This is a genomic window from Flavobacterium sp. LAR06 (assembly GCF_041946075.1).
In the GTDB taxonomy this organism is placed as follows: Bacteria; Bacteroidota; Bacteroidia; order Flavobacteriales; family Flavobacteriaceae; genus Flavobacterium.
In genome coordinates this window covers 232,806-253,397 of the sequence record NZ_JAUTYT010000005.1, presented here as the reverse complement: position 1 = coordinate 253,397, position 20,592 = coordinate 232,806, and the positions used below count along the sequence as shown (strand labels likewise).

Annotated in this window: 12 protein-coding genes; 1 reads left to right on the top strand and 11 read right to left on the bottom strand. The window is 36.4% G+C overall.

Annotated elements, in window-relative coordinates:
* Positions 1-32: 32 nt before the first annotated feature.
* Positions 33-881 carry an outer membrane beta-barrel protein gene (locus Q7C23_RS09455; RefSeq protein WP_375032292.1) on the top strand — a complete coding sequence of 283 codons (849 nt, stop codon included), beginning with the start codon at positions 33-35 and terminating at the stop codon, positions 879-881.
* A 98-nt stretch (positions 882-979) separates the two neighbouring features.
* On the opposite strand, the gene Q7C23_RS09450 is transcribed toward Q7C23_RS09455, so the two are convergent.
* From Q7C23_RS09450 to Q7C23_RS09400, 11 genes are all read right to left on the bottom strand, one after another.
* The gene (locus Q7C23_RS09450; RefSeq protein ID WP_375032291.1) at positions 980-2,611 is read right to left on the bottom strand and encodes a beta-N-acetylhexosaminidase; all 1,632 of its coding nucleotides are present in this window, start codon (positions 2,609-2,611) and stop codon (positions 980-982) included.
* A gap of 250 nt (positions 2,612-2,861) precedes the next feature.
* Positions 2,862-3,716, bottom strand: a complete 855-nt coding sequence (locus Q7C23_RS09445) for a fumarylacetoacetate hydrolase family protein (RefSeq protein ID WP_375032290.1) — start codon at positions 3,714-3,716, stop codon at positions 2,862-2,864.
* Between the two features lie 176 nt (positions 3,717-3,892).
* Positions 3,893-4,657, bottom strand: coding sequence for an SDR family NAD(P)-dependent oxidoreductase (locus Q7C23_RS09440; protein WP_375032289.1), 765 nt, complete (start codon positions 4,655-4,657; stop codon positions 3,893-3,895).
* Positions 4,658-4,681: 24 nt separating this feature from the next.
* Positions 4,682-6,301, bottom strand: coding sequence for a UxaA family hydrolase (locus Q7C23_RS09435; protein ID WP_375032288.1), 1,620 nt, complete (start codon positions 6,299-6,301; stop codon positions 4,682-4,684).
* Positions 6,302-6,353: 52 nt separating this feature from the next.
* Complete coding sequence (gene fucP / locus Q7C23_RS09430) at positions 6,354-7,667, bottom strand: L-fucose:H+ symporter permease (RefSeq protein WP_375032287.1); 1,314 nt, start codon at positions 7,665-7,667, stop codon at positions 6,354-6,356.
* Between the two features lie 110 nt (positions 7,668-7,777).
* The gene (locus Q7C23_RS09425) at positions 7,778-8,683 is read right to left on the bottom strand and encodes a metallophosphoesterase family protein (RefSeq protein WP_375032286.1); all 906 of its coding nucleotides are present in this window, start codon (positions 8,681-8,683) and stop codon (positions 7,778-7,780) included.
* Between the two features lie 26 nt (positions 8,684-8,709).
* Entirely contained in the window at positions 8,710-10,968 is a 2,259-nt protein-coding gene (locus Q7C23_RS09420) for a GH92 family glycosyl hydrolase (protein ID WP_375032285.1), read from the bottom strand.
* 75 nt (positions 10,969-11,043) lie between these two features.
* Positions 11,044-13,233, bottom strand: coding sequence for a glycoside hydrolase family 3 N-terminal domain-containing protein (locus Q7C23_RS09415; RefSeq protein ID WP_375032284.1), 2,190 nt, complete (start codon positions 13,231-13,233; stop codon positions 11,044-11,046).
* A 251-nt stretch (positions 13,234-13,484) separates the two neighbouring features.
* Entirely contained in the window at positions 13,485-14,774 is a 1,290-nt protein-coding gene (locus Q7C23_RS09410) for a hypothetical protein (RefSeq protein ID WP_375032283.1), read from the bottom strand.
* A 46-nt stretch (positions 14,775-14,820) separates the two neighbouring features.
* Positions 14,821-17,202, bottom strand: coding sequence for a GH92 family glycosyl hydrolase (locus tag Q7C23_RS09405; protein ID WP_375032282.1), 2,382 nt, complete (start codon positions 17,200-17,202; stop codon positions 14,821-14,823).
* 45 nt (positions 17,203-17,247) lie between these two features.
* A complete protein-coding gene (locus Q7C23_RS09400; protein WP_375032281.1) occupies positions 17,248-20,589 on the bottom strand; it encodes a glycoside hydrolase in 3,342 nt (1,113 codons plus the stop codon).
* Positions 20,590-20,592 lie beyond the last annotated feature (3 nt).

Sequence of the window (20,592 nt, the reverse complement as noted above, 5' to 3'; positions counted from 1 at the left end):
CTTTGGTAGTACTTGCATAATTTAACTTTAAAATGAAAAAAAATATAAACAACTCTATAAAATCATTGGCTGTAGCGGCACTTTTAATTATATACCTCAATAGTTATGGTCAGGATAAAAAACAAGAAATATCGATATCTCTTGGCGGGCCGTTTTCCTATTTGGATTATTTACCAGAAGCTCAAGTAGTTGCTGGTAATGGTTTTAGTGCCGGACTTCGCTATTCTTACTACCTAAATGAAACTGTCAGTATTGGTGTAGGTGTAGAATATCAGACGTACAGATCTGATTTTAAATCCTCGTTTCTCTCAGGACAATATATGACTACAGATGCTGAGAATGAATCTTTTCAGTTTCGATATAAAGCTACCAATTTAAGAGAAGAACAAAACTTAGGATATATTAATATTCCAATTGGTATTCAATATGAAACTCCGGGAACATCACAATTATATCTTGCCGGTGGATTTAAAATTGGATTTGCAGCAAACGGAAAATATGAAACAAAAATTGAAAATCTAACTACAAGCGGCTACTATCCGCAGTATAATGTTGAATTATTTGCTCCTGCATTTGCTGGTTTTGCAAGTACAGATAATATCAAAACAAGTAAACAAGACCTGGATACTGATGTATCCTATTCTGCGACTTTTGAAACGGGTCTAAAACAAAAGATCGGATCAAGAAGTTCTCTTTATATTGGTCTTTATTTAGATTATGGATTAAACAATATCTATGACCAAAATGAAAGCAAAAATCTGATTCAGTATAATCCCGAACTACCGGTACAGTTAGGATATAATTCTATTCTTGATTCATCAAAAGTTACTGATGTGATATTGGTTTCTTATGGTATCAAATTAAGATATGCTTTGCGTTAATGGAGATGGCAGTTTAAATTATTTTTAGATTTAAACAAAAAAACGAGGAACATAAAGTTCCTCGTTTTTTTTTACCATTTTTTCTAGTTTGTGATGACTTACTCTTTGAAATAATTAGCTCCCCAAATAGTATATCGCTTTTTCATCGTTTCAATTTTTGTTTGAAATTCAGTCCAGTTTTTATTCTCTTTTGGAGACCACAATACTTCACTTAGAGCGCTCAAACGAGGGAATATCATATATTCTACTTTAACAGGATTTGCCATATATTCTGTCCATACATTTCCCTGAGCTCCTAAAACATATTTTGCTTGTTGCTCATTTAATTCTTTCGGAATTGGCTCATAACTATACACAGTTTCTATTGGTAAATAACCGCCAATGGTAACTTCTTTTTCATTTTTGGTCTGTGAGTGATCTAAATAAACGTGGCTTCCCGGTGTCATAATAACCTTATGATTTTCTTTTGCAGCTGCAATTCCGCCTTCCTCGCCTCGCCAGCTCATTACTATAGCATTTGGCGCAAGACCACCTTCTAATATTTCATCCCAGCCGATCAGCGTTCTTCCTTTTCCATTAATATATTTCTCCATGCGCTGAATAAAGTAACTCTGAAGACCGTGCTCATCCTTCAACCCTTTTTCTTTTATCAACTGCTGACAAAATTCGCTTCTTTTCCAGGCATCTTTAGGAGCTTCATCTCCTCCAACATGAATGTATTTTGAAGGGAATAAAACTACTACTTCATCGATAACATCCTGTAAAAACTTAAAGGTATATTCGCTTGGAACATAAACATCTGAATGAACTCCCCAGGTTTCCTGAACAATTTTATTTCTACCGTTTGCCATTTCCTGTTTACTTTTAGCTGAAATCATATTGTCAGGAAGTTGTGTTTTCTCATTCGGAAAACAGCTCAGCTCCGGATAAGCGGCAATAGCAGCACTTCCATGTCCAGGCATTTCAATTTCCGGAATAACTGTTATAAATCGGTCTGAAGCATATTTAACGATATCCTTTACTTCTTCCTGCGTATAAAAACCACCCTCTGGTGTGTTATCACTTCCTTTACCAGGATAACTTCCAATAATACTTCCATTTCTTTTAGAACCTATTTGAGTAAGTTTAGGATATTTTTTAATTTCGATTCTCCATCCCTGATCTTCCGTTAAGTGCCAATGAAAATAATTCATTTTATGTAACGCCAGATAATCAATATATTTCTTTACAAAGGCAACCGGAAAATAGTGACGTCCAACATCCAACATTGCTCCTCTGTATTCAAAACGAGGCTCGTCTTTCACCTCTACTGCTGCAATGGCAAGACTTTTGCTTTTTTCAACAGGCAGTAATTGAATAAGGGTTTGCATACCGTAGAAAGTCCCTATGGCCGCGTTTCCGTTAATTTCAACACCATTTTTATCTGATATTAAACTATAACCTTCACTTTTAAGCCCTTCGATATTCTTCTGACTTGTCAATTTGATGTAATTTGTATTTGCTTTTTTAGCAATAGGCAATACAAAACCATAATAATTAGATAAATAACCATTCAGAAAAGCTGCTGTAGCATTATCTTCCTTATTGGTAACAACCAAACTTGTTTGTGATGTAATCACAAAATTTCCGGTATTCCTCACCACTTTTACAGGCTGCGGAATGATATTTACTTCTTGTGCAAACGACAATGTCGTGCATAAAAGAAGCGAAAAGAAAAATGACTTAACCATGTTTATTATGTAATTAAATTATTACTAAAACTAAAAAAACATCATGTGTACGATAACACCTTAAATACAATTTATAATAAATTTACTTAATATAGAAACATCGATTTTTGAAAAAAATAAAAAGAAATCCATTTCTTGTACAAAATTAGCTTTGCGTATTTTAAACAAGTGAAATACCTTTTTTTGAAAGTCTAAAAACCTATGTTTCTATGTGCCACAATTAATTTCACCCCCATGGGGTTACATCAATCTATTTTGTATATGCTATCGCAGTTTGTTTACTAGAACCCAAACCTTCAATTCCTAATTCTACAACATCGCCGGCTTTTAGATAAATTGGTTCTGGTTTAATTCCCAAACCAACTCCCGGAGGTGTTCCTGTACTGATAATATCACCAGGAAGCAGAGTCATAAACTGGCTTAAATAATGTACCAAAAATGGAATCTTGAAAACTAAATTTAGTGTATTACTGTCTTGGTATTTTTTACCATTTACGGTTAGCCACATTGATAAATTATCAACATCTTTTACTTCATCTTTTGTAGCCAAAAAGGGTCCAAGAGGCGCAAATGTATCGCTTCCTTTTCCTTTTGCCCATTGTCCGCCACGCTCGATTTGAAACGCTCTTTCGCTGTAATCGTTCAATAAGGCATATCCGGCAACATAATCCAAAGCTTCTGCCTCTTCTACATAACTCGCTTTTTTACCTACTACAAATGCCAGTTCCACTTCCCAGTCTGTTTTTTCACTATTCTTGGGAATGATTAAATTGTCATTTGGTCCGCACAAAGAAGTGGTCGATTTAAAAAAGATAATTGGCTCTGCCGGAATTGGCGCACCGGTTTCTTTACAATGATCCACATAATTCAAACCGATGCAGATTATTTTTGAAGGTCTCGCCACCGGAGAGCCTAAACGCACACTACCATCAACTTCCGGTAAAGCCGGATTACTATCTAATGCTTTCTGTAATTTCTCCAGGCCATTTTCTTCAAAAAAGCTTTCATTAAAATCTGTTACAATTGACGAAACATCATATCTCTTTTCACCAATTAAAACTCCTGGTTTTTCTTTTCCTATTTCTCCAAAACGTATTAATTTCATTTCTTTTTAAAGTTGCTAAGTTGCTAAGATTCTGAGATGCTAAGTTTTTTTTAATCTTACTTATTTATGCTTCAAAGTCTTAGTAACTTAATTTATTAATTATTTATTTTTTAAGATGCTAAGGTTCTAAGTTTTTCAGCTTAGTAGCTCAGAATCTTAGCATCTTAGAGTTTCAACTAGTTATTTAACTTGATAAATCCTCCGTCGATTGGGTAATCACTACCTGTAATAAATCCTGCTTCGTCACTGCATAAATATAACGCTAACGCTGCAATTTCATCCGGTTTACCCATTCTTCCTATCGGTTGTGACTGTGATAATTTCTCGAACATTTCCTCTTCTTTCCCAGCGTAATTTTTCGAAATAAAACCGTCTACAAAAGGTGTGTGAACCCTTGCAGGTGAAATAGAATTACAACGAATATTTTCTTTTATATAATCTTTTGCTACAGATAAAGTCATGGCCATAACGGCTCCTTTTGCTGTAGAATAAGCAAACCTGTCCGGAATACCAACCCAGGCTGCAATTGAAGCCATGTTGATAATAACACCTCCATTTGAAAGTCTCAATTGTGGAATCGCGGCAAACAAACAGTTATAAACTCCTTTGACATTTACCTCCATAACACGATCAAAATCAGCTGCCGGAGTAGTATCAACTTTTCCAACATGCGCAATTCCTGCGTTATTGATCAGGATATTAATATTTCCAATTTTTTCGAATGTTGCTAAAACTTCTTCCTGATTGGCCACATTACAGGCATGTGAAAATACTTTTCCGCCATTTGCTTTAATTTCGTCCACAGCCGTTTTAGCACTTTCTTCTGTTAATTCAATTATATGAACTTCAGCTCCTTGTTTTGCAAATAAAACCGAAATGGCTTTCCCAATTCCGCTACCGCCACCGGTAACAACCGCTTTTTTATTTTGTAATGAAAACATGTGTTTTTATTTTAAATTTTAAAATTATAGAGAAACTCCTCGTTTCCACGGAATAAAATCATCCTGGTTTAATAAAACTGCTTTTGGAATAATTTCACCACTTGCAGCTTTAATACAATACTCCAAAATATCTTCACCCATTTCTTCAATAGACTTTTCTCCGCTAATAATCGGACCACAATCGATATCGATAATATCGCTCATTTTTTGCGCTAAAAGAGAATTTGTAGCCACCTTAATAACAGGACAAACCGGATTCCCTGTTGGAGTTCCTAATCCTGTCGTAAACAATATTAAAGTTGCTCCGGATGCCGCTTTACCAGTTGTAGCTTCCACATCATTTCCTGGTGTACAAACCAAACTTAAACCTGCTTTTGTTGCCGGTTCCGTATAATCTAAAACATCAACTACTGGTGCTGTCCCTCCTTTTTTAGCTGCTCCTGCACTTTTTATAGCATCAGTTATTAATCCGTCTTTAATATTTCCCGGAGAAGGATTCATATGAAATCCTGAACCTACTTTATGTGCCAATGCATCGTAGGATTGCATTAAATCGATGAATTTTTTAGCAACTGGTTCTGATATACAACGATCAATTAAGTTCTGTTCTACTCCGCATAATTCAGGGAATTCAGCCAATAGTACTTTACCTCCCAAAGCTACTAATAAATCGGAAGTATAACCCACAGCCGGATTAGCAGAAACCCCGCTAAAACCGTCACTTCCTCCACATTTAACGCCTAAGCATAATTCGCTTAATGGAGCCGGAACTCTTTCTTGTTTGTTTATTTCAATTAATCCTTCAAAGGTCTTTTTAATAGCATCCGCAATCAATTGTTCTTCACTTTTGGATTGTTGCTGCTCAAAAATAAAGATCGGCTTATCAAAAGCAGGATTTTGCTTTTTCACATCATTTGTAAAATCCTGTACCTGCAAATGTTGACACCCTAAACTCAAGACTGTAATTCCTGCTACATTGGGATGATTGGCGTATGAAGCCAATAATGCACTCAATGTAGAAGCGTCCTGACGTGTACCACCGCAACCTCCCTGATGGTTTAAGAATTTTATTCCATCTACGTTTTTGAAAACCTTATTCTCATTATGATCCGGAGCCAATTGCACATCAATTGCATCCAGACTTTCTCCTTTTTTATAAGCTTCAAGCAAATGGTGTGTATACTGCGTGTATTTATCGCTCACAGAATAGCCTAACTCATTATGCAAGGCTTCGCGTATTACATCGAGATTTCTGTTTTCACAGAATACCGTTGGAACAAATAACCAGTAATTGGCAGTTCCAAAACGGCCATCATTTCTTTTATATCCTTTAAAAGTCCTGTCTTTATACTTTGAAACATCTGGTGCCTGCCATGTAAAATCAACATCACGATACTGATACGGTTCTGCAGCATGTTTAAGATTTTCTGTTGTCATTAAACTGCCTTTTGCAACATCATTTTGTACTTTTCCAACCAAAACACCATACATAATGATCTCAGCTCCCGCTTTCAAGTCGGAAGTATAAAATTTATGTTTCGCCTTAATTGTGTCTCTCAGGATGTAATTTTCATTCTCAAAAGCGACACTTTCTCCCTTTCCCAGATCAGTTAAGGCCACCAACACATTATCTTGTGGGTGCATTTTTACTACTAATCTTTTAACTCCGTTTTCTAACATATTATATAAATAGAATTTATGCTTTATTTGTTTTATGTCCATTAAAGGCGAACAATAGTATTACTGAAAAACAGATCAGCGGAACTATATAACCATTCTGAATACTTCCGGTAACATCTGAAATATATCCTAAAACCGGAGGAAGTAATGCTCCCCCAACTATAGACATTACGATCAGTGAAGATCCTATTTTTGTATTGTGTCCGAGTCCGTCAATTCCCATCGAAAAAATTGTTGGAAACATGATGCTCATAAAAAAGGCAATCGCTATTAAGGTGTAAACTACTACCATTCCTGTTCCTACAATTGCCAGTACTGATAACAGTATCGTAATGATCGAATAAATGATCAATAATTTTCTTGGTTGTATGTATTGCATGAAAAATGTTCCTGCGAAACGGCCTATCATAAAGGCAAGGCCATAAAAACCTAAATATTTGGCAGCTGTATCTTCATCTAAACCAGCCGAAGTAGTAGCCATTTTGATAAAAAAACTTGCCACACAAACTTGTGCTCCAACATAAAAGAACTGGGCTAAAATCCCCCATCGTAAACGCATTGAACTCAAAGCTCCGGCAAAACTCGCTCCGTCTACTCCTTCTTTATCTTCATCTTTTACATCTGGCATATTGGTAAAATAAAAAACTACGGCTACCGATAAAATAATCAATCCTAATATCAAATAAGGCATTTTTACACTTGCTGCTTCTTCTAAAATATGAGTGTGTAATGCAGCGGGTGTCATGGCATCTAATTCGGCCTGAGTTGCGTTTTTACCTGATAAAATCATTGGTCCAACATAAGCCGGTGCAATAAAAGCCGCCAATCCGTTGAATGACTGAGAAAAATTCAATCTTTTAGTAGCGCTTTCAGATGGCCCCAAGATGGTTACATAAGGATTTGCCGCTGTTTCTAAAAACGTAAGTCCGCAAGCTATAACAAACAAAGCTCCCAAAAAATAAATATATTGTAATGAATTGGCAGCAGGAACAAACAAAATGGAGCCAATACCAAACAGTACTAATCCTATCATAATACCCGATTTATAACCGTATTTTCTCATGATATAACCGGCAGGCAAAGCCATGACAAAATAGGCTATAAAAACTGAAGAATCGATTAAAGAAGATTCTAAGTCTGTAAGATTAAATGCTTTTCTTAGATGCGGAATAAGTATCGGATCTAAGTTGTGTACAAATCCCCAGAAAAAGAACAAGCTGGTTACCAATATAAAAGGAAAAAGCCATTTCTTATTTTCATTAGAACTAACATCCTTTTTAATATCTGTCTGCGTTATTAATGCCATATATTTTTTATTAAATTCATACATTTTTAGGAATATAAAAATATAATACCTGAAGTATATTAATTAATTCAATATTACCCTTGTTTAATTAGTAATTATCTTTTTTCGTAAAAAGTACAATAAATAAGAAAATTTTAGAAAGAGTGTGGAAAGTATTGATTCTTAACTGAGCCGTCTTCAAACAAATCGATTATGGCATAACCGGGTGGCGTTTGCTTATAAAAACTCTTTCCTGCAGAGTCTTTATCACCTGGCTCCCACCAAAAACCACTCAAAGCACCATTACAGTAATAATGTACATTATTATATACCGCTTCATCCAGTAAATGAATATGTCCGCTAACACAGGTGATTTTTTTGTCTTTATGTTTATAAAAAAGATCGCTGATGTACTTAGAATCGGTATGATTTCCTCCATCAACATGCGTACATACAGCAAGAATAGGATAATGACTCATGCACACAACTGGTGTACCAACGGCAATGGTTTGCAGGTCTTTTTCTAACCACAAACGCTGTTCTTCGTCTAAAGAACCGCCACCATTATTACTGTCCAAGATTATAAAATGCCATCCTTTTTTATCAAAACTATAATAACGATTTGGAATGCCAAGTTGCTTCACAACATGCTCTTTTCCATACATCGAATCTTCTTTATTGGGAGCCGCCCACCACATATCATGATTTCCAAGACAGCTATGCATTTCAAAATCACTTATTTCCTTAGTGGTTTCACTCCAAACTTTCCACAATTCAGTTACTCTGTCTCTTGTAATATTATCATAATCTGCAGCATAGATTGAATCTCCGCCATTCAGGAAAAAATCAACTTTGTGTTTCTTTATTTCCTCTAAACATTGAACAAATCTATCCGGGGCATTTTCTTCCGGTCGAATGTGTACATCAGTGATATGTCCAATACGCAGCACTCTTTTAGATTTAGGACTTTTTTCAGCAGCCGAAAGTATAGATGCGGAACCGCTCAAAGCGACTGTCCCTGCAGTTAAACCAATATATTTTAGTAATTCTCTTCTTTTCATTTTTCAAGTTTTCTGATTAGAAAAAATTATTCTGCAGAATAAGGTCGGTCTTTAGTCGAAACACCCCAGGTTTTAGAAGGTTTTTCACCCATAGTAAAAATCAATTCTCCTCCCTTCATGATGTCAGAATGAAGCAGATAACTTTTTGTATACGATTTTCCATTTAAAGTTGCTTTTTGAATGTAGATGTTTTTTGGACTGTTGTTTAAAGCTTTCACCGTAAAACTTTTTCCATCAGACAAATTCAACACTGATTCATCCATACTTGGACTACCGATAACATAAATCCCGTTAAATGGGTTTACAGAATACATTCCAAAAGTACTCCAAACATACCAGGCCGACATTTGGCCGACATCTTCGTTTCCGCACAATCCATCTGGTTTATCGCTGTATAAATTATCAACGATATAGCGTACTTTCTCTGCTGTTTTCCAAGGTTGTCCTACGAAATTGTATAAATAGGTAATATGATGACTTGGCTCGTTTCCGTGTGCATATTGCCCAATCAAACCCGTGATATCACTTGACGCTTCAGCTCCCATATCGCCTTTCACGACAAACAAATTATCCAGTTTTTTTGTAAAAGGTTTTTCTCCTCCCAACATGGCAATCAATCCTTCAACATCATGAGGTACTAACCAGGTATATTGCCAGGCATTTCCTTCAGCAAAATCATCTTTCATATGTGCCGATTTAAAAGGATCGAAAGGTGTTCTCCATTGCGTATCGCTTACTTTACCACGCACAAAAGTCGTCGAGGCATCGTAATATTTTTTATAGGCTTTTGAGCGGTTATAGAAATAATTGTAATCTTCGGTTTTGCCCATTTTCTTAGCCATCATGGCAATTGCTCCGTCAGAGATCGCATATTCCATTCCGATGGCTACTGATTCTCTCAGACTATCTGCCGGAATATAGCCGATTTTTTTCACGAAGTTTAATCCGCGGTCGTCCTGCATTGCTGTTGCTTTTACAGCTTCGAAAGCCAATTCTCCATCAATTCCTTTGATACCTTTTAAATACGCATCAACAACAATCTGAATGGCACTGTTTCCAGGCATACAATACGTTTCATTCCCCATCAAATGCCAAACCGGAAGATGGCCTGTTTCCTGATAAATTGCCAACATTGAATTGATTATATCCGAAACTTTTTCCGTCTGTGTTAAAGTAAACAAAGAGTTTGCCCCTCTGTACGTATCCCACAAAGAAAAAGTCGTCAAATTGGTGAATCCTGCCGCTTTATGAACCTGTTTGTCTGAACCATAATAATCACCATTACTATCATTGTAAGTAGACGGTGCAATCATCGTGTGATATAAAGCTGTGTAGAACGTTTTCAATTTGGCAACATCATTTGATTTTACCGAAATTTTATTCAGCTCTTTGTTCCATTTTTCATCAGCCTGAGCTGCTGTTTTTTCAAAATCCCAACCTGAAATTTCTTTTTTAATGTTCATTAAAGCATTCTCTGTGCTCACTGCCGAGATTCCTACTTTAATTTTTATCACTTCATCTTGTGAAGTTGAAAATTGAAGTACTGCTTTGGCACTATCACCCAAAACCACTTTGTTTATCATCTCTTTTGTACTGTTGTACAATTGGATTTTTTTGGCCGGTTTTGATAAAACTGCGGCAAAATAAATGCGTTGGTCGTTTGCCCAGCCTTTTGAGAAACGATAGCCTTCAATCAAAGTATCATTTTTTACACGGATGTACGTATCAACCGCTTTATCCCAGCCAATTCCTTCTACTAAATCTAAAATGATATGTGATTTATCCGAAGCCGGGAAAGTATATTTTTGAAAACCCACTCTTTCAGAAGCCGTCATTTCAGCTTTGATTCCGTTTTTTTTCAAAATAACCGAATAATAACCTGGTTTAGCCACTTCATCTTTATGGTCAAAACCGGAGATATAGCCATTTTCCATGTCTTTGGCTGTACCTTTCTTAAGGTTGATTTTACCAACTGCAGGCATAAAAAGAAAATCACCAAGATCCCCAATTCCGGTTCCGCTTAAATGCGTGTGCGAAAATCCGATGATGGTTGGATCAGAATAATGATAACCAGAACACCAATCCCAGCCTTGTGAAATATTAACCGGCCCCAACTGAACCGCGCCAAAAGGAACATTTGCCCCCATAAATACATGCCCGTGAAATCCAGTTCCAATAAAAGGATCTACATATTGTGTCAAATTTTGCTTAGAAACCTGACTGTGCAATTGCAGCGTACAAACCCCTAAAATTGCAAAAAAAGCTGATTTAAAATTTCTATTCATTTTTCTTCTGTTATTTTATAAAAGAGCAAAGCGATAAAATCTTGCCTCTTTATTCTATTTTCTATGTTCTATTCTCTATTTCACAATTTTAAAACCCGTTTCCAACATTGCATCTCTGGAATCCGAACCGATTTTTACTTTATATTGTCCTTCGTAAATCTTAAATTGTTTTTTGGTATCGTCCCATTTTTGAAGTTCTGACAATGGAATTTCCAACGTAATTGTTTTTGATTCCCCTTTAGCAATTGATACTCTTTTAAAAGCCTTTAATTCTTTCAATGGCATTCTGTCTATATTTGGATATTCAATATAAACCTGAGCTACTTCATCAGCATCATAATTACCTGTATTTTCAATTTTAATTTGCATTGAAATTTTATCTGAAGTCGTTTTGGTGTTTTCTGGTTTTTGAACCCAATTGTATCCAAAAGTGGTATAGCTTAAACCGAAACCAAAAGGATATTGCACTTCTTTATCGAAATAACGATAGGTTCTGCCTGCCATTACATAGCTGTTATAATCAGGCAAATCGCTAAAAGATTTGTAAAAACTAATTGGTAAATGTCCAGATGGCGATACTTTTCCGAAAAGAAGATTTGCCAAAGCTGTTCCACCTTGTTCTCCCGGATACCAGGCAAAAACAATGGCATCAACATAAGGTTCAATTGCTGAAATATCAACAGCACTTCCTCCGGTGATTACAGCTACAAGAGGGGTTTTAGTTCCTTTTTGAAGTGCTTTAATGTAGGCAATATGCGAAGCAGGTAAATCCATGTTTTTTCGATCTCCTTTTCCATCAGCCAAAAAAGCATCGCCTTCTTCACCTTCATAAACCGGTGTAAAACCAATTACGGCAATCGTTACATCAGCCATAGAAGCGGCCCAAACTCCGCCAAAATTGGTTGTATCGGTAAAGTCACAACCCATATCGTATTCTATACGAGTGTCAGGATCGACAGCGCCTGCAATTCCTTCCACAAAATTTACAGCTTTATCTGTTATTCCATGATAATTCCCTAACAAAGCATCCAAAGAACCCGCATTTGGTCCTACTACCATCAACGATTTATAATTCTCTTTTTTCAGAGGCAGTAACTTTGTTTTCTTCTCACCTACTTCTCCATTTTTCAACAAAACCATACTTTGCTCGGCCATTTTTCGGCTAAGATTTCTGTGGTAAGAATTCGCTATACTGTCTATACCATATTTTCGATATGGATTATCTTCCGGTTTGTCATAAAAACCTAACTTGAATTGCGTGCGCAAAGTTGGAGCCAACGCATTATCAATATCTTTAGTAGTAATCAATTTCTGGTTTAAGGCGTTTATAGCATCTTTTTGCAACAGTCCGCTGCAATCCATATTCACGCCTCTTTTTATGGCTTCGGCAGCGACAATTACACTGTTTGGCAATGTTTTATGTCCTTCATAAATATCCTGTAATGCCCAACAATCGGTTACTACATGTCCGCCGAATTTCCATTCTTTTCTTAGAATATCCTGAAGTAATGTTTTTCCGGTACAACAAGGTTCAGAATTCACTCTGTTGTAAGCACACATTACGGTTTCTACTTTAGCATCAACCAATTTTTTAAAGGCGTACAAATAGGTTTCTCTTAAATCTTTTTCATCTACAATAACATCAATAGAATGCCTTGTTTTCTCAGGTCCGCTATGTACAGCAAAATGTTTGGCACAAGCCGCTGTTTTCATGTATTTGGGATCTGTTCCCTGCAATCCTTTGATGTAAGCTGTACCCATTTTTCCGGTAAGAAAAGGATCTTCTCCATAGGTTTCCTGTCCTCTTCCCCAACGCGGATCTCTAAAGATATTAATGTTTGGTGACCAAAAATTCAATCCCATATATTGCAAACGACGGTCTTTGGCTACAGCCATATTATTCTTGGCTCTGGCTTCAGTAGAAATTGCGTTTGCCACTTCATTCAATAAATCATCATTAAATGAAGCCGCCATCCCGATTGCTTGTGGAAAAACAGTCGCTTTTCCTGCTCTAGCTACTCCGTGCAAAGATTCATTCCACCAATTGTATTGTGGAATATCTAATCTTTTTACTGCTTTGCTTTCAAATCCCAACAAAGAAATTTTCTCTTCCGTAGTCAATTGTTTCAGTAAATCTTCAACTCTCTTATCAACGGGTAAACTCTGATTTTTATAGGCAACTGTTTTTTGCTGCCCCTGCATTATTCCAACAGAAAAACAAAAAATCAATATAAACTTGTAGCTTCTTAAACAATCCATTTTCATATTTAATTACATTAAAACTAAAAAAAATAAGGCTTTTCAAAAACAAACGTTTTTCTCACAAGCCAAAAAATCATTCTTGCCTATTTTCTACCAAATTGGTATTATTTTTAGAAATTTAAAGATATAATTACTTCTGTTTATATATTAGGTCGATATTATCTTTATTTAATTATTATTTGTCCTTCTATTAAAGAAAAAAAAAGAGATACTTCATAAGAAATATCCCTTTTTAGCATTAACCAATACTTTTATTATTTCAGATTTTCGAACATCACAATTGCAGTATATAAAACTCCTGCTTCGCCTCTGAAAGTACCTGAACCTCTTGGCTCATTTTTTATCGAATACCATTCGAAGAAACCATTATTGTCTTTTACTCTTTTTAACATCGGTTGTACTTCGCGGTAAGCTTCTTCAACATACCCGTATTTAATTAATTGCTGAATCGTTCTGGCTCCAAACCAGGTCCAGTCGCCACCGTTTTGATAACTATAAACCGGATTCATGATTTTGTTGACAAAATAACCATTAGGATAAGGAGGATAAAGCGTCAGACCAATAGAAGGTGCTCCGGCCTCTTTTACTCTTTTTACCATCTCGTCTAAGGAAGCTTTTACTTCTTTTTTACTCAATAAGCCTGCTTCCATGGCTACTGTTGTTCCGCCAAAATAGAAAATATTATCTTCATCAAAATCAGCAGGAAAAGGCGATCCATTCAAATACAAATGCGGAATATATTTTTGCTTTTTGGCATCCCAAAGATAAGTGCGGCAATTTTTCGCTACCTCTTTTCTGATTTCATCCCATTTCTTTTTAGTTGATGGCATAATTTCCATCATGTTATTCAAAGCCACTATAAACATCGCATTGTCGTAGATATCGCAGGCCACATGAGTATGTCCATCAATATCAACTCCATAACCTTCCTCCGGTTGCACATCTCCCCAATCGGCAGTAGTTGCTCCTGTAATTAGTCCATATTTTTCAGTGTAGCGATTTTTCATTAAAAAATCCATTGACCACTCTAATCTTTGTGCAACGGTTTTATCTCCAACTTTTTCTGTTAAAATAGAGGTATCACCAGTTAATTGAATGTATTTATAAACCGCCTGTACCAATGATGTTTCCTGATCCGTTTCAACTGTATTTTTATGAGCAGCATATCTTGGTTCTAGTTTTGAATAGGAGAAATCCGTTTCACCTGCGCCAATTTGTTCTTTTGGCGTGTAACCGTCAATGATGTTTCCATCTTCTCCCTGCATTCTGAAAAACACCAGAAGATTTTCTTTTATATCTTCTTTTTTAGTTACCTGTGCGGCCAGTTCGATAAAAGTATTATAATCACGGATCCATACTTCGCGGTAGCCATCACCGGCATTTACTCCGGTCTTCATTACTTCTAATGCCTTATTTTTTACAAATGGCATGTATTGATCGTTTTTTATTTTATCTGATAATGCCTTATCAATCATCTGTTTTTGTTGGGCTATAGCGGTCAACGCAAATGCAAGACTTGCTATTGAAGAAAGAATTTTTCTCATGTGTTAATTGAAATTGTTTTGGTTAGAATATAGAATTCCTATGTTATTATTTACTTGTACTCATAGATGGCGGTGGTGTTTTAATACCCCACTTTTTGTTTGGATTTGCCCCCATATCAAAAATTAAAGTGCCGCCATCTGTTAGTTTCTTGCGATAGATCCAGGCGTTCTCAATTTTCTCCCCATTAAAAGAAGCCGATTGAATATATCTGTTTGCCTTTGAATTGTTTTTGGTTTCGATTATCAGTTCATCGCCTTTATAGTATTTTTTATCCAGTTTGATTGTTACTTTATCAAACAACGGACTTCCAAACTGAAAAGTTGGATTCATTGCTGCGTGTCCCTGAACATCGAACAATCCCATGGATGCCATTACAAACCAGGCGCCCAATTGTCCCTGATCTTCATCCTGGCCAAATCCGTAACCGTGAAGTGGTTCTGTACCATAGAATTCATCGCAGATCGTGCGCGACCATTTTTGTGTCAGCCAGGGTTTACCCGAATAATTAAACAGGAAAGAATGGTGCAGACAAGGCTGATTTCCGTGATTATAAAGCTTTTCCAATCCAGAGAAACTGTCCACTCCTTTTCCCCCTCCAAAGGTTGATTTCTGGCTTTCTTCAAATGTTGTTTCCAGACGTTTGTTAAATAAATTTTTACCCAGAATTTTAATTAATCCTGCAGGATCTTGCGGTACATACCAGGTATATTGGTAACCATTTGCTTCCTGAAACCCTCGCCAGGCCTGCATTGGGTCGAACTTTTCTATGAATTTGCCATTCTCATATCTTGGACGGATGAATTTGGTTTCCGGATCAAAAATATTTTTCCAGTTTCCTGCCTGTTTCATCAGTTTATTATAATCGTTCTTTTTGCCCAATGCTTTTGCAAATTGCGCAACACCATAAGAGGTGTAAGCGAATTCCAAAGTATGTGATGCTCCAAAATTGAATGTCCATCCATTAGCCAGCAGCGTATCTTTTGAAGGAATATAACCTTCTTTTACAAAATAAGCCAGATCGTATTTTCCTGAACCAAACGGACGACCGCTGTAGCCTGTTTCATTTTTATAAGCAATCTTATAGGTTTCTTGGACATTAAAATCGCGAATGCCACAATTATATGTTGAAGCAATCATCAACCCGAAACAATTCGTTTGCACACCATTAGAATGAGCACCCGCCGCTACTCCATCGTGCAGCCAGCCTGTTTCTTTTGCAAAATCAATATTCGACTGAATGTATTCGCTTAAATAATCAGGATAAGCCAAAGCCCAAAGCTGGCTCAGATTCCAAAATCCGCCCCAGATTCCATCTGTATTGTAATGATTGTATTTTGGTTTTCCGTCTGCATTCAAAGGTATATGACCGATTTTTCCATCGTGTCTCGGATAACTTCCATTCGCATCACTTGCTAATCCACGTCCTAAAAGCGCATGATATAAGCCCGTGTAGAATTTTACTTTATTGATATTATTCTTGGTTTGAACTGTGATTCTTCCTAGTTTTTCATTCCATTTTTCGTGTGCTGTTTGTTTTACGGCATCAAAAGTTTGTCCGTCTGCTTCCACTTTCAAATTTAATTTTGCATTTTCAATACTGGTGTAAGAAAGCCCAACCTGCATCTCCACAACTTCTCCTTTTTTGGTAGCAAAATTCAAGTACATTCCGTTTCCAATTCCTTTGGTTTCTGACTGATTATCAAAGGTTTTACCCTCAACAAATGAACCAAAGGTTTCAGGTCTTTTATTCATCTGAATCACAAAATACATTTTCACACGTTTCTCAGGATCACAGAATTTCAAATATTCCGGATACGTTTCGATTGTTCCTTCTAATGTATTTTTACCTGAAAGTTTCATTGTCGCTTCTGTCACACCGCTGCTTTCGCCCTGACGGTGGCCGATGTCGAAAATAATACGTGATGCCGCAGACTCCGGAAAAGTATAACGATGAAAACCTACTCTTTCCGTTGCTGTTAATTCGGCTTTAATACCATACTCTTTCAGGAAAACCGAATAATAACCCGGTTCGGCATGTTCGTCTTTTTTATCAAAAGTGGATCTGTAGCCTGTTTCCGGTTTTTCTAAAGTTCCTGGAGTAGTTTGTAATTTTCCCGTTACTGGCATTGCAACCAAACCGCCAATTTGAAATTCATGAAAATGACCAAAACCTTCAATGGAGGTATGACGATCGTCGTAACCACAAGGCTCCCAGCTTCCTATACTTCCATAAGCATTGGTATGCGGTGCCAGTTTTGCCATTCCAAAAGGCAAAGAAGCCGGTGTGTAAAAAAACCAACGTCCGTGTACCGATCCAATTTGCGGATCTACCCAGGAAGCCGGATTGAAACTATCCTTTTCCTTTGAACAGGAAAAAATAAAAATGGTCATTACCAGCAGCAAAACTATTCTTGAAATTGTTTTCATATCTGTTTATTCTGTTTAAAATTAACTTTTCTGTTTTACCCATTTTTACATTTTCAATAAAAACTCCGAAACTCCACTTCCTACCATATTGATTTCTGCAGCATTTGATTTTTCTTCTCCGGTTGATACGTCAATAATAGACTTCGGAAGTAACGATTTCCAAATAAATTTAGTTTGTTCTGCAGATTTCTCCGAATTGAATAAACGCATCAATACTGTCCCATCTTCATTTGGTGTCAGACTCGTTACTACAATTTTAGAATTCGTCAATTCAAAAAGATTTGAAGGCAATTTTACCTCTTCATTAATAGCCATTCCAATCAAAGGTTGTGTAAACTCAGCGGCTGCTTTTTCCATTTCCACATCATTTACTTCTGCATGCGGACGAAGTGCGTATTTAAAAGTTACAATTCCTTCCTGATCCGCTTTATAGTTAGTATGCCAATAATTGTTCATCACATAACTGAACCAGGTCGCTGTTGGTTTCTCCGCTTTTTTCCATTCTTTATGGTTCGGTACAACCTCTTTTCGTTCATCGATGAGACTATTTGGTTCAACCAAAGGTGACTCCAATAACATCCACTGAATTCCTTTGTCTCCGGCAGAAACACCTACCCATCTTCTACCGTACAAATAATCTATGTTTGATCCGGCCAATTGATCTTTTAAGAATTCCATCGATCCGTAACCCGCATCAAGAGTCGTTTTGGTAAATTGTGTATTAAATGGATATCCAAAATGAACTCCTTCTTTTGTTCTAACAGCTTTTTTATCTAAAATATTCTGAATTAATACTTCATCGCTTCCACTGTAAAGTGAAAGAATACGCTCTAATTTATTGGCTCCAGGCGCATCTGAGGTAATCGAAACGGCTGTCATCACCGGACCTTTTTCGATAATTTTAACCTGAATATTTCCGTTAGTTTGTACTTCTTCAGGATTTAGTCCCGGTACATACCAATAGCTGTTTAATCCTTGTTGTTTAAAATCTCCAGCGTAATTAAAATCGGAAACTGCTTTCAGATTCGTAATGCTTCCATTGTTTTTATCCCAGCTAAATTCAATTTTCCCGTTTGATAAAGAATTTTCACCCAAAACAAATTTGCTCGTCAAAACTGGTGCTACTTTGTTTGTTATTTCATAGATAGCGGTTCCAAAAGCTGGAACCTCTTTTGCTATAAAGGCATACTTTCCGTTGCTCAATTTTTGCAAAGGCAAAATATTCCCATTTGTATCTTTAATTGATTTTCCTTCAACATTTGTTTTCAGCGTAACCAATCCTGTTCTTTTCCAAGAAGAAGTATTAAAAACGGCTATCTTTTTAGATTGTGAATTACTCATCTTTTCAAACAAACTTTTCTCTAACGTATTAATCTGAGTATCTGCATCGAGCATAAATTGCCTTTTAATGCGCCATTGTTCCGTTACAAAAGGAACATCAGGAGCTGTTGTACTATTGTGTGCTCCCCAGGTATGTTCATGAAACATGATGATATTTCTCCAAGCCTCATAGAAATTTTGCTCGTTGTATTTTTTTGGATTCAACATGGTATAAAGCGTAGTCAATTGTTGAAGACGCAAACTATTTACTCTGTTTTGCCCTTCTACCTGAGCGGTCGAAAGTGCACCATCTTCCCAATACGGAGTCAAATCTCCTTTTACTGTCGGGATTTTATCGCCATACTTTTTCTCGAAAGCTTCAAACATTTTCTCCGTAGTATTCAGTATCAGTTTTGGAGAAGCATATTTTTCATTCCATTTCTTTACAAAATCAGGACTATTAGGTTCAATCGGGCCATTGTCCGCAACAATATTAAAACGCCATTGTACCATATCATACGGATAATTATTCTCCGTTAATTCATTTAAATAATCTGCAATCTTTTTTGGTGCTCTTTCATAAATGTTACCCGGTTGCATTCCATGCCATGACGAATAACCTTTGGCTCCAGCCCAAAACAAGATTTTTTCCTCTCCTGAAGGTGATGTCCACCAAACTGGTTTGTCTCCCCAATTTTTCAGAAAATGTCCTGCTCTGTCTCCTCTGTAAGGATGATCTAATCCCATAAAATTAGAACCAATCGAGAAATACTTCACGCCTCCTTTTGAAAGTGCCGTTACTGTAGACCACGCAAATCCGGGCACATCTGAAATCATGGCACTATTGATCTTAAAACCAAATTCCTTGCGTAATTTAGCAGCATAATCTGTGTAATGAAACATCTCTTCGGCCTGACTCATTCCTGTAAGCATATTTACATACAAAGCCGAAAGAAAAATATCTCCATTTTTTACACCCGCAACAAACTTCTCTTTTTGCGTTGGGGTAACTACTTTTAAATAATTTTCAACTGCCCATATAGACTCAATATTCCATTTAAATTTTGCTTCTTCCGGATATGATTTTGTTTTCTCAATCATATCAAGAGCATCATCAATATTTTTATTGTGAATTTTCAGAATCTCAGGCTGTAGATCAGAATAACCAATATCGGTATGAGAATGATGTAATAAGTGAAGTTCTCTGTATACAACCGGTTTTACAACAAAATAATCATCAACAAAAATTTTATTGTTTATACTCGCTGCAACTTTAATTTTTTCTTCTTTATTAACTGCAGTAACCGGAACATCAAAACTGTTCATTCCGTCTTTGGCTACATAAGTATATTCTTGTTTATCATTGATTTTTACTTTTACCGGTTCGTCTTTTCCAAAATGCAAAACAGTAACCACAATAGGCTGCGTTCCATCTTTTAGCAAAAAAGGCATCGGAACAACTTTTACATTTTCTTCAAATGCAAATTTGAAAGTCATAAACCAGTCATTACTGTTTTGTTTCTGACCCACGATTTTGATTCGAATTGCCTGTCCTGATTTTACCTTACTCACAGGAAGACGCAAAAAGGCATACCCTTGCGAATCATTTGCACCATCAAGCTTAATTTGTTGAAATGCTAATGCTGATCCGTCATCTGCATTAAAAATCCAGTTTGGTTTTTGATTTTTAGGTAAAGTTGTAAAAGTTAGAATCTTTTTTCCGTCAACATACAAATCGTAATTTCGATCGCCACTGCTTGATCCTGTAGAATGTCCTGCCACCCAACTGAAATAAACATAATCTCCCTTTATTTTATTAGGAACTGGCGATGTTTCCCACTCTATTATCTTATTTCCGTCCGTATTTCTGGTCAAAAGTGCCACCGTTGCATAATCCTGAAAAGCCGAATTATACGTAATGTTTTCACCCGTAATTTTTTTTGCAAAACCATTAATCCAATTGATTTTTCCAAAATAAGGGACTTCCTTTTGAGCAAAAATTGATTGTGTCAAGATCAGCAAAAAGATCAGTGATAACTGTTTGATGTTTTGTTTTTCTAAATTCATTAT

Coding starts and splice junctions, on each gene's coding strand:
- Q7C23_RS09400 (WP_375032281.1), bottom strand. CDS start 20,589: ATGAATTTAGAAAAACAAAACATCAAACAGTTATCACTGATCTTTTTG.
- Q7C23_RS09425 (WP_375032286.1), bottom strand. CDS start 8,683: ATGAAAAGAAGAGAATTACTAAAATATATTGGTTTAACTGCAGGGACA.
- Q7C23_RS09450 (WP_375032291.1), bottom strand. CDS start 2,611: ATGGTTAAGTCATTTTTCTTTTCGCTTCTTTTATGCACGACATTGTCG.
- Q7C23_RS09415 (WP_375032284.1), bottom strand. CDS start 13,233: ATGAAAATGGATTGTTTAAGAAGCTACAAGTTTATATTGATTTTTTGT.
- Q7C23_RS09455 (WP_375032292.1), top strand. CDS start 33: ATGAAAAAAAATATAAACAACTCTATAAAATCATTGGCTGTAGCGGCA.
- Q7C23_RS09410 (WP_375032283.1), bottom strand. CDS start 14,774: ATGAGAAAAATTCTTTCTTCAATAGCAAGTCTTGCATTTGCGTTGACC.
- Q7C23_RS09420 (WP_375032285.1), bottom strand. CDS start 10,968: ATGAATAGAAATTTTAAATCAGCTTTTTTTGCAATTTTAGGGGTTTGT.
- Q7C23_RS09435 (WP_375032288.1), bottom strand. CDS start 6,301: ATGCACCCACAAGATAATGTGTTGGTGGCCTTAACTGATCTGGGAAAG.
- Q7C23_RS09405 (WP_375032282.1), bottom strand. CDS start 17,202: ATGAAAACAATTTCAAGAATAGTTTTGCTGCTGGTAATGACCATTTTT.
- Q7C23_RS09445 (WP_375032290.1), bottom strand. CDS start 3,716: ATGAAATTAATACGTTTTGGAGAAATAGGAAAAGAAAAACCAGGAGTT.
- fucP (WP_375032287.1), bottom strand. CDS start 7,667: ATGTATGAATTTAATAAAAAATATATGGCATTAATAACGCAGACAGAT.
- Q7C23_RS09440 (WP_375032289.1), bottom strand. CDS start 4,657: ATGTTTTCATTACAAAATAAAAAAGCGGTTGTTACCGGTGGCGGTAGC.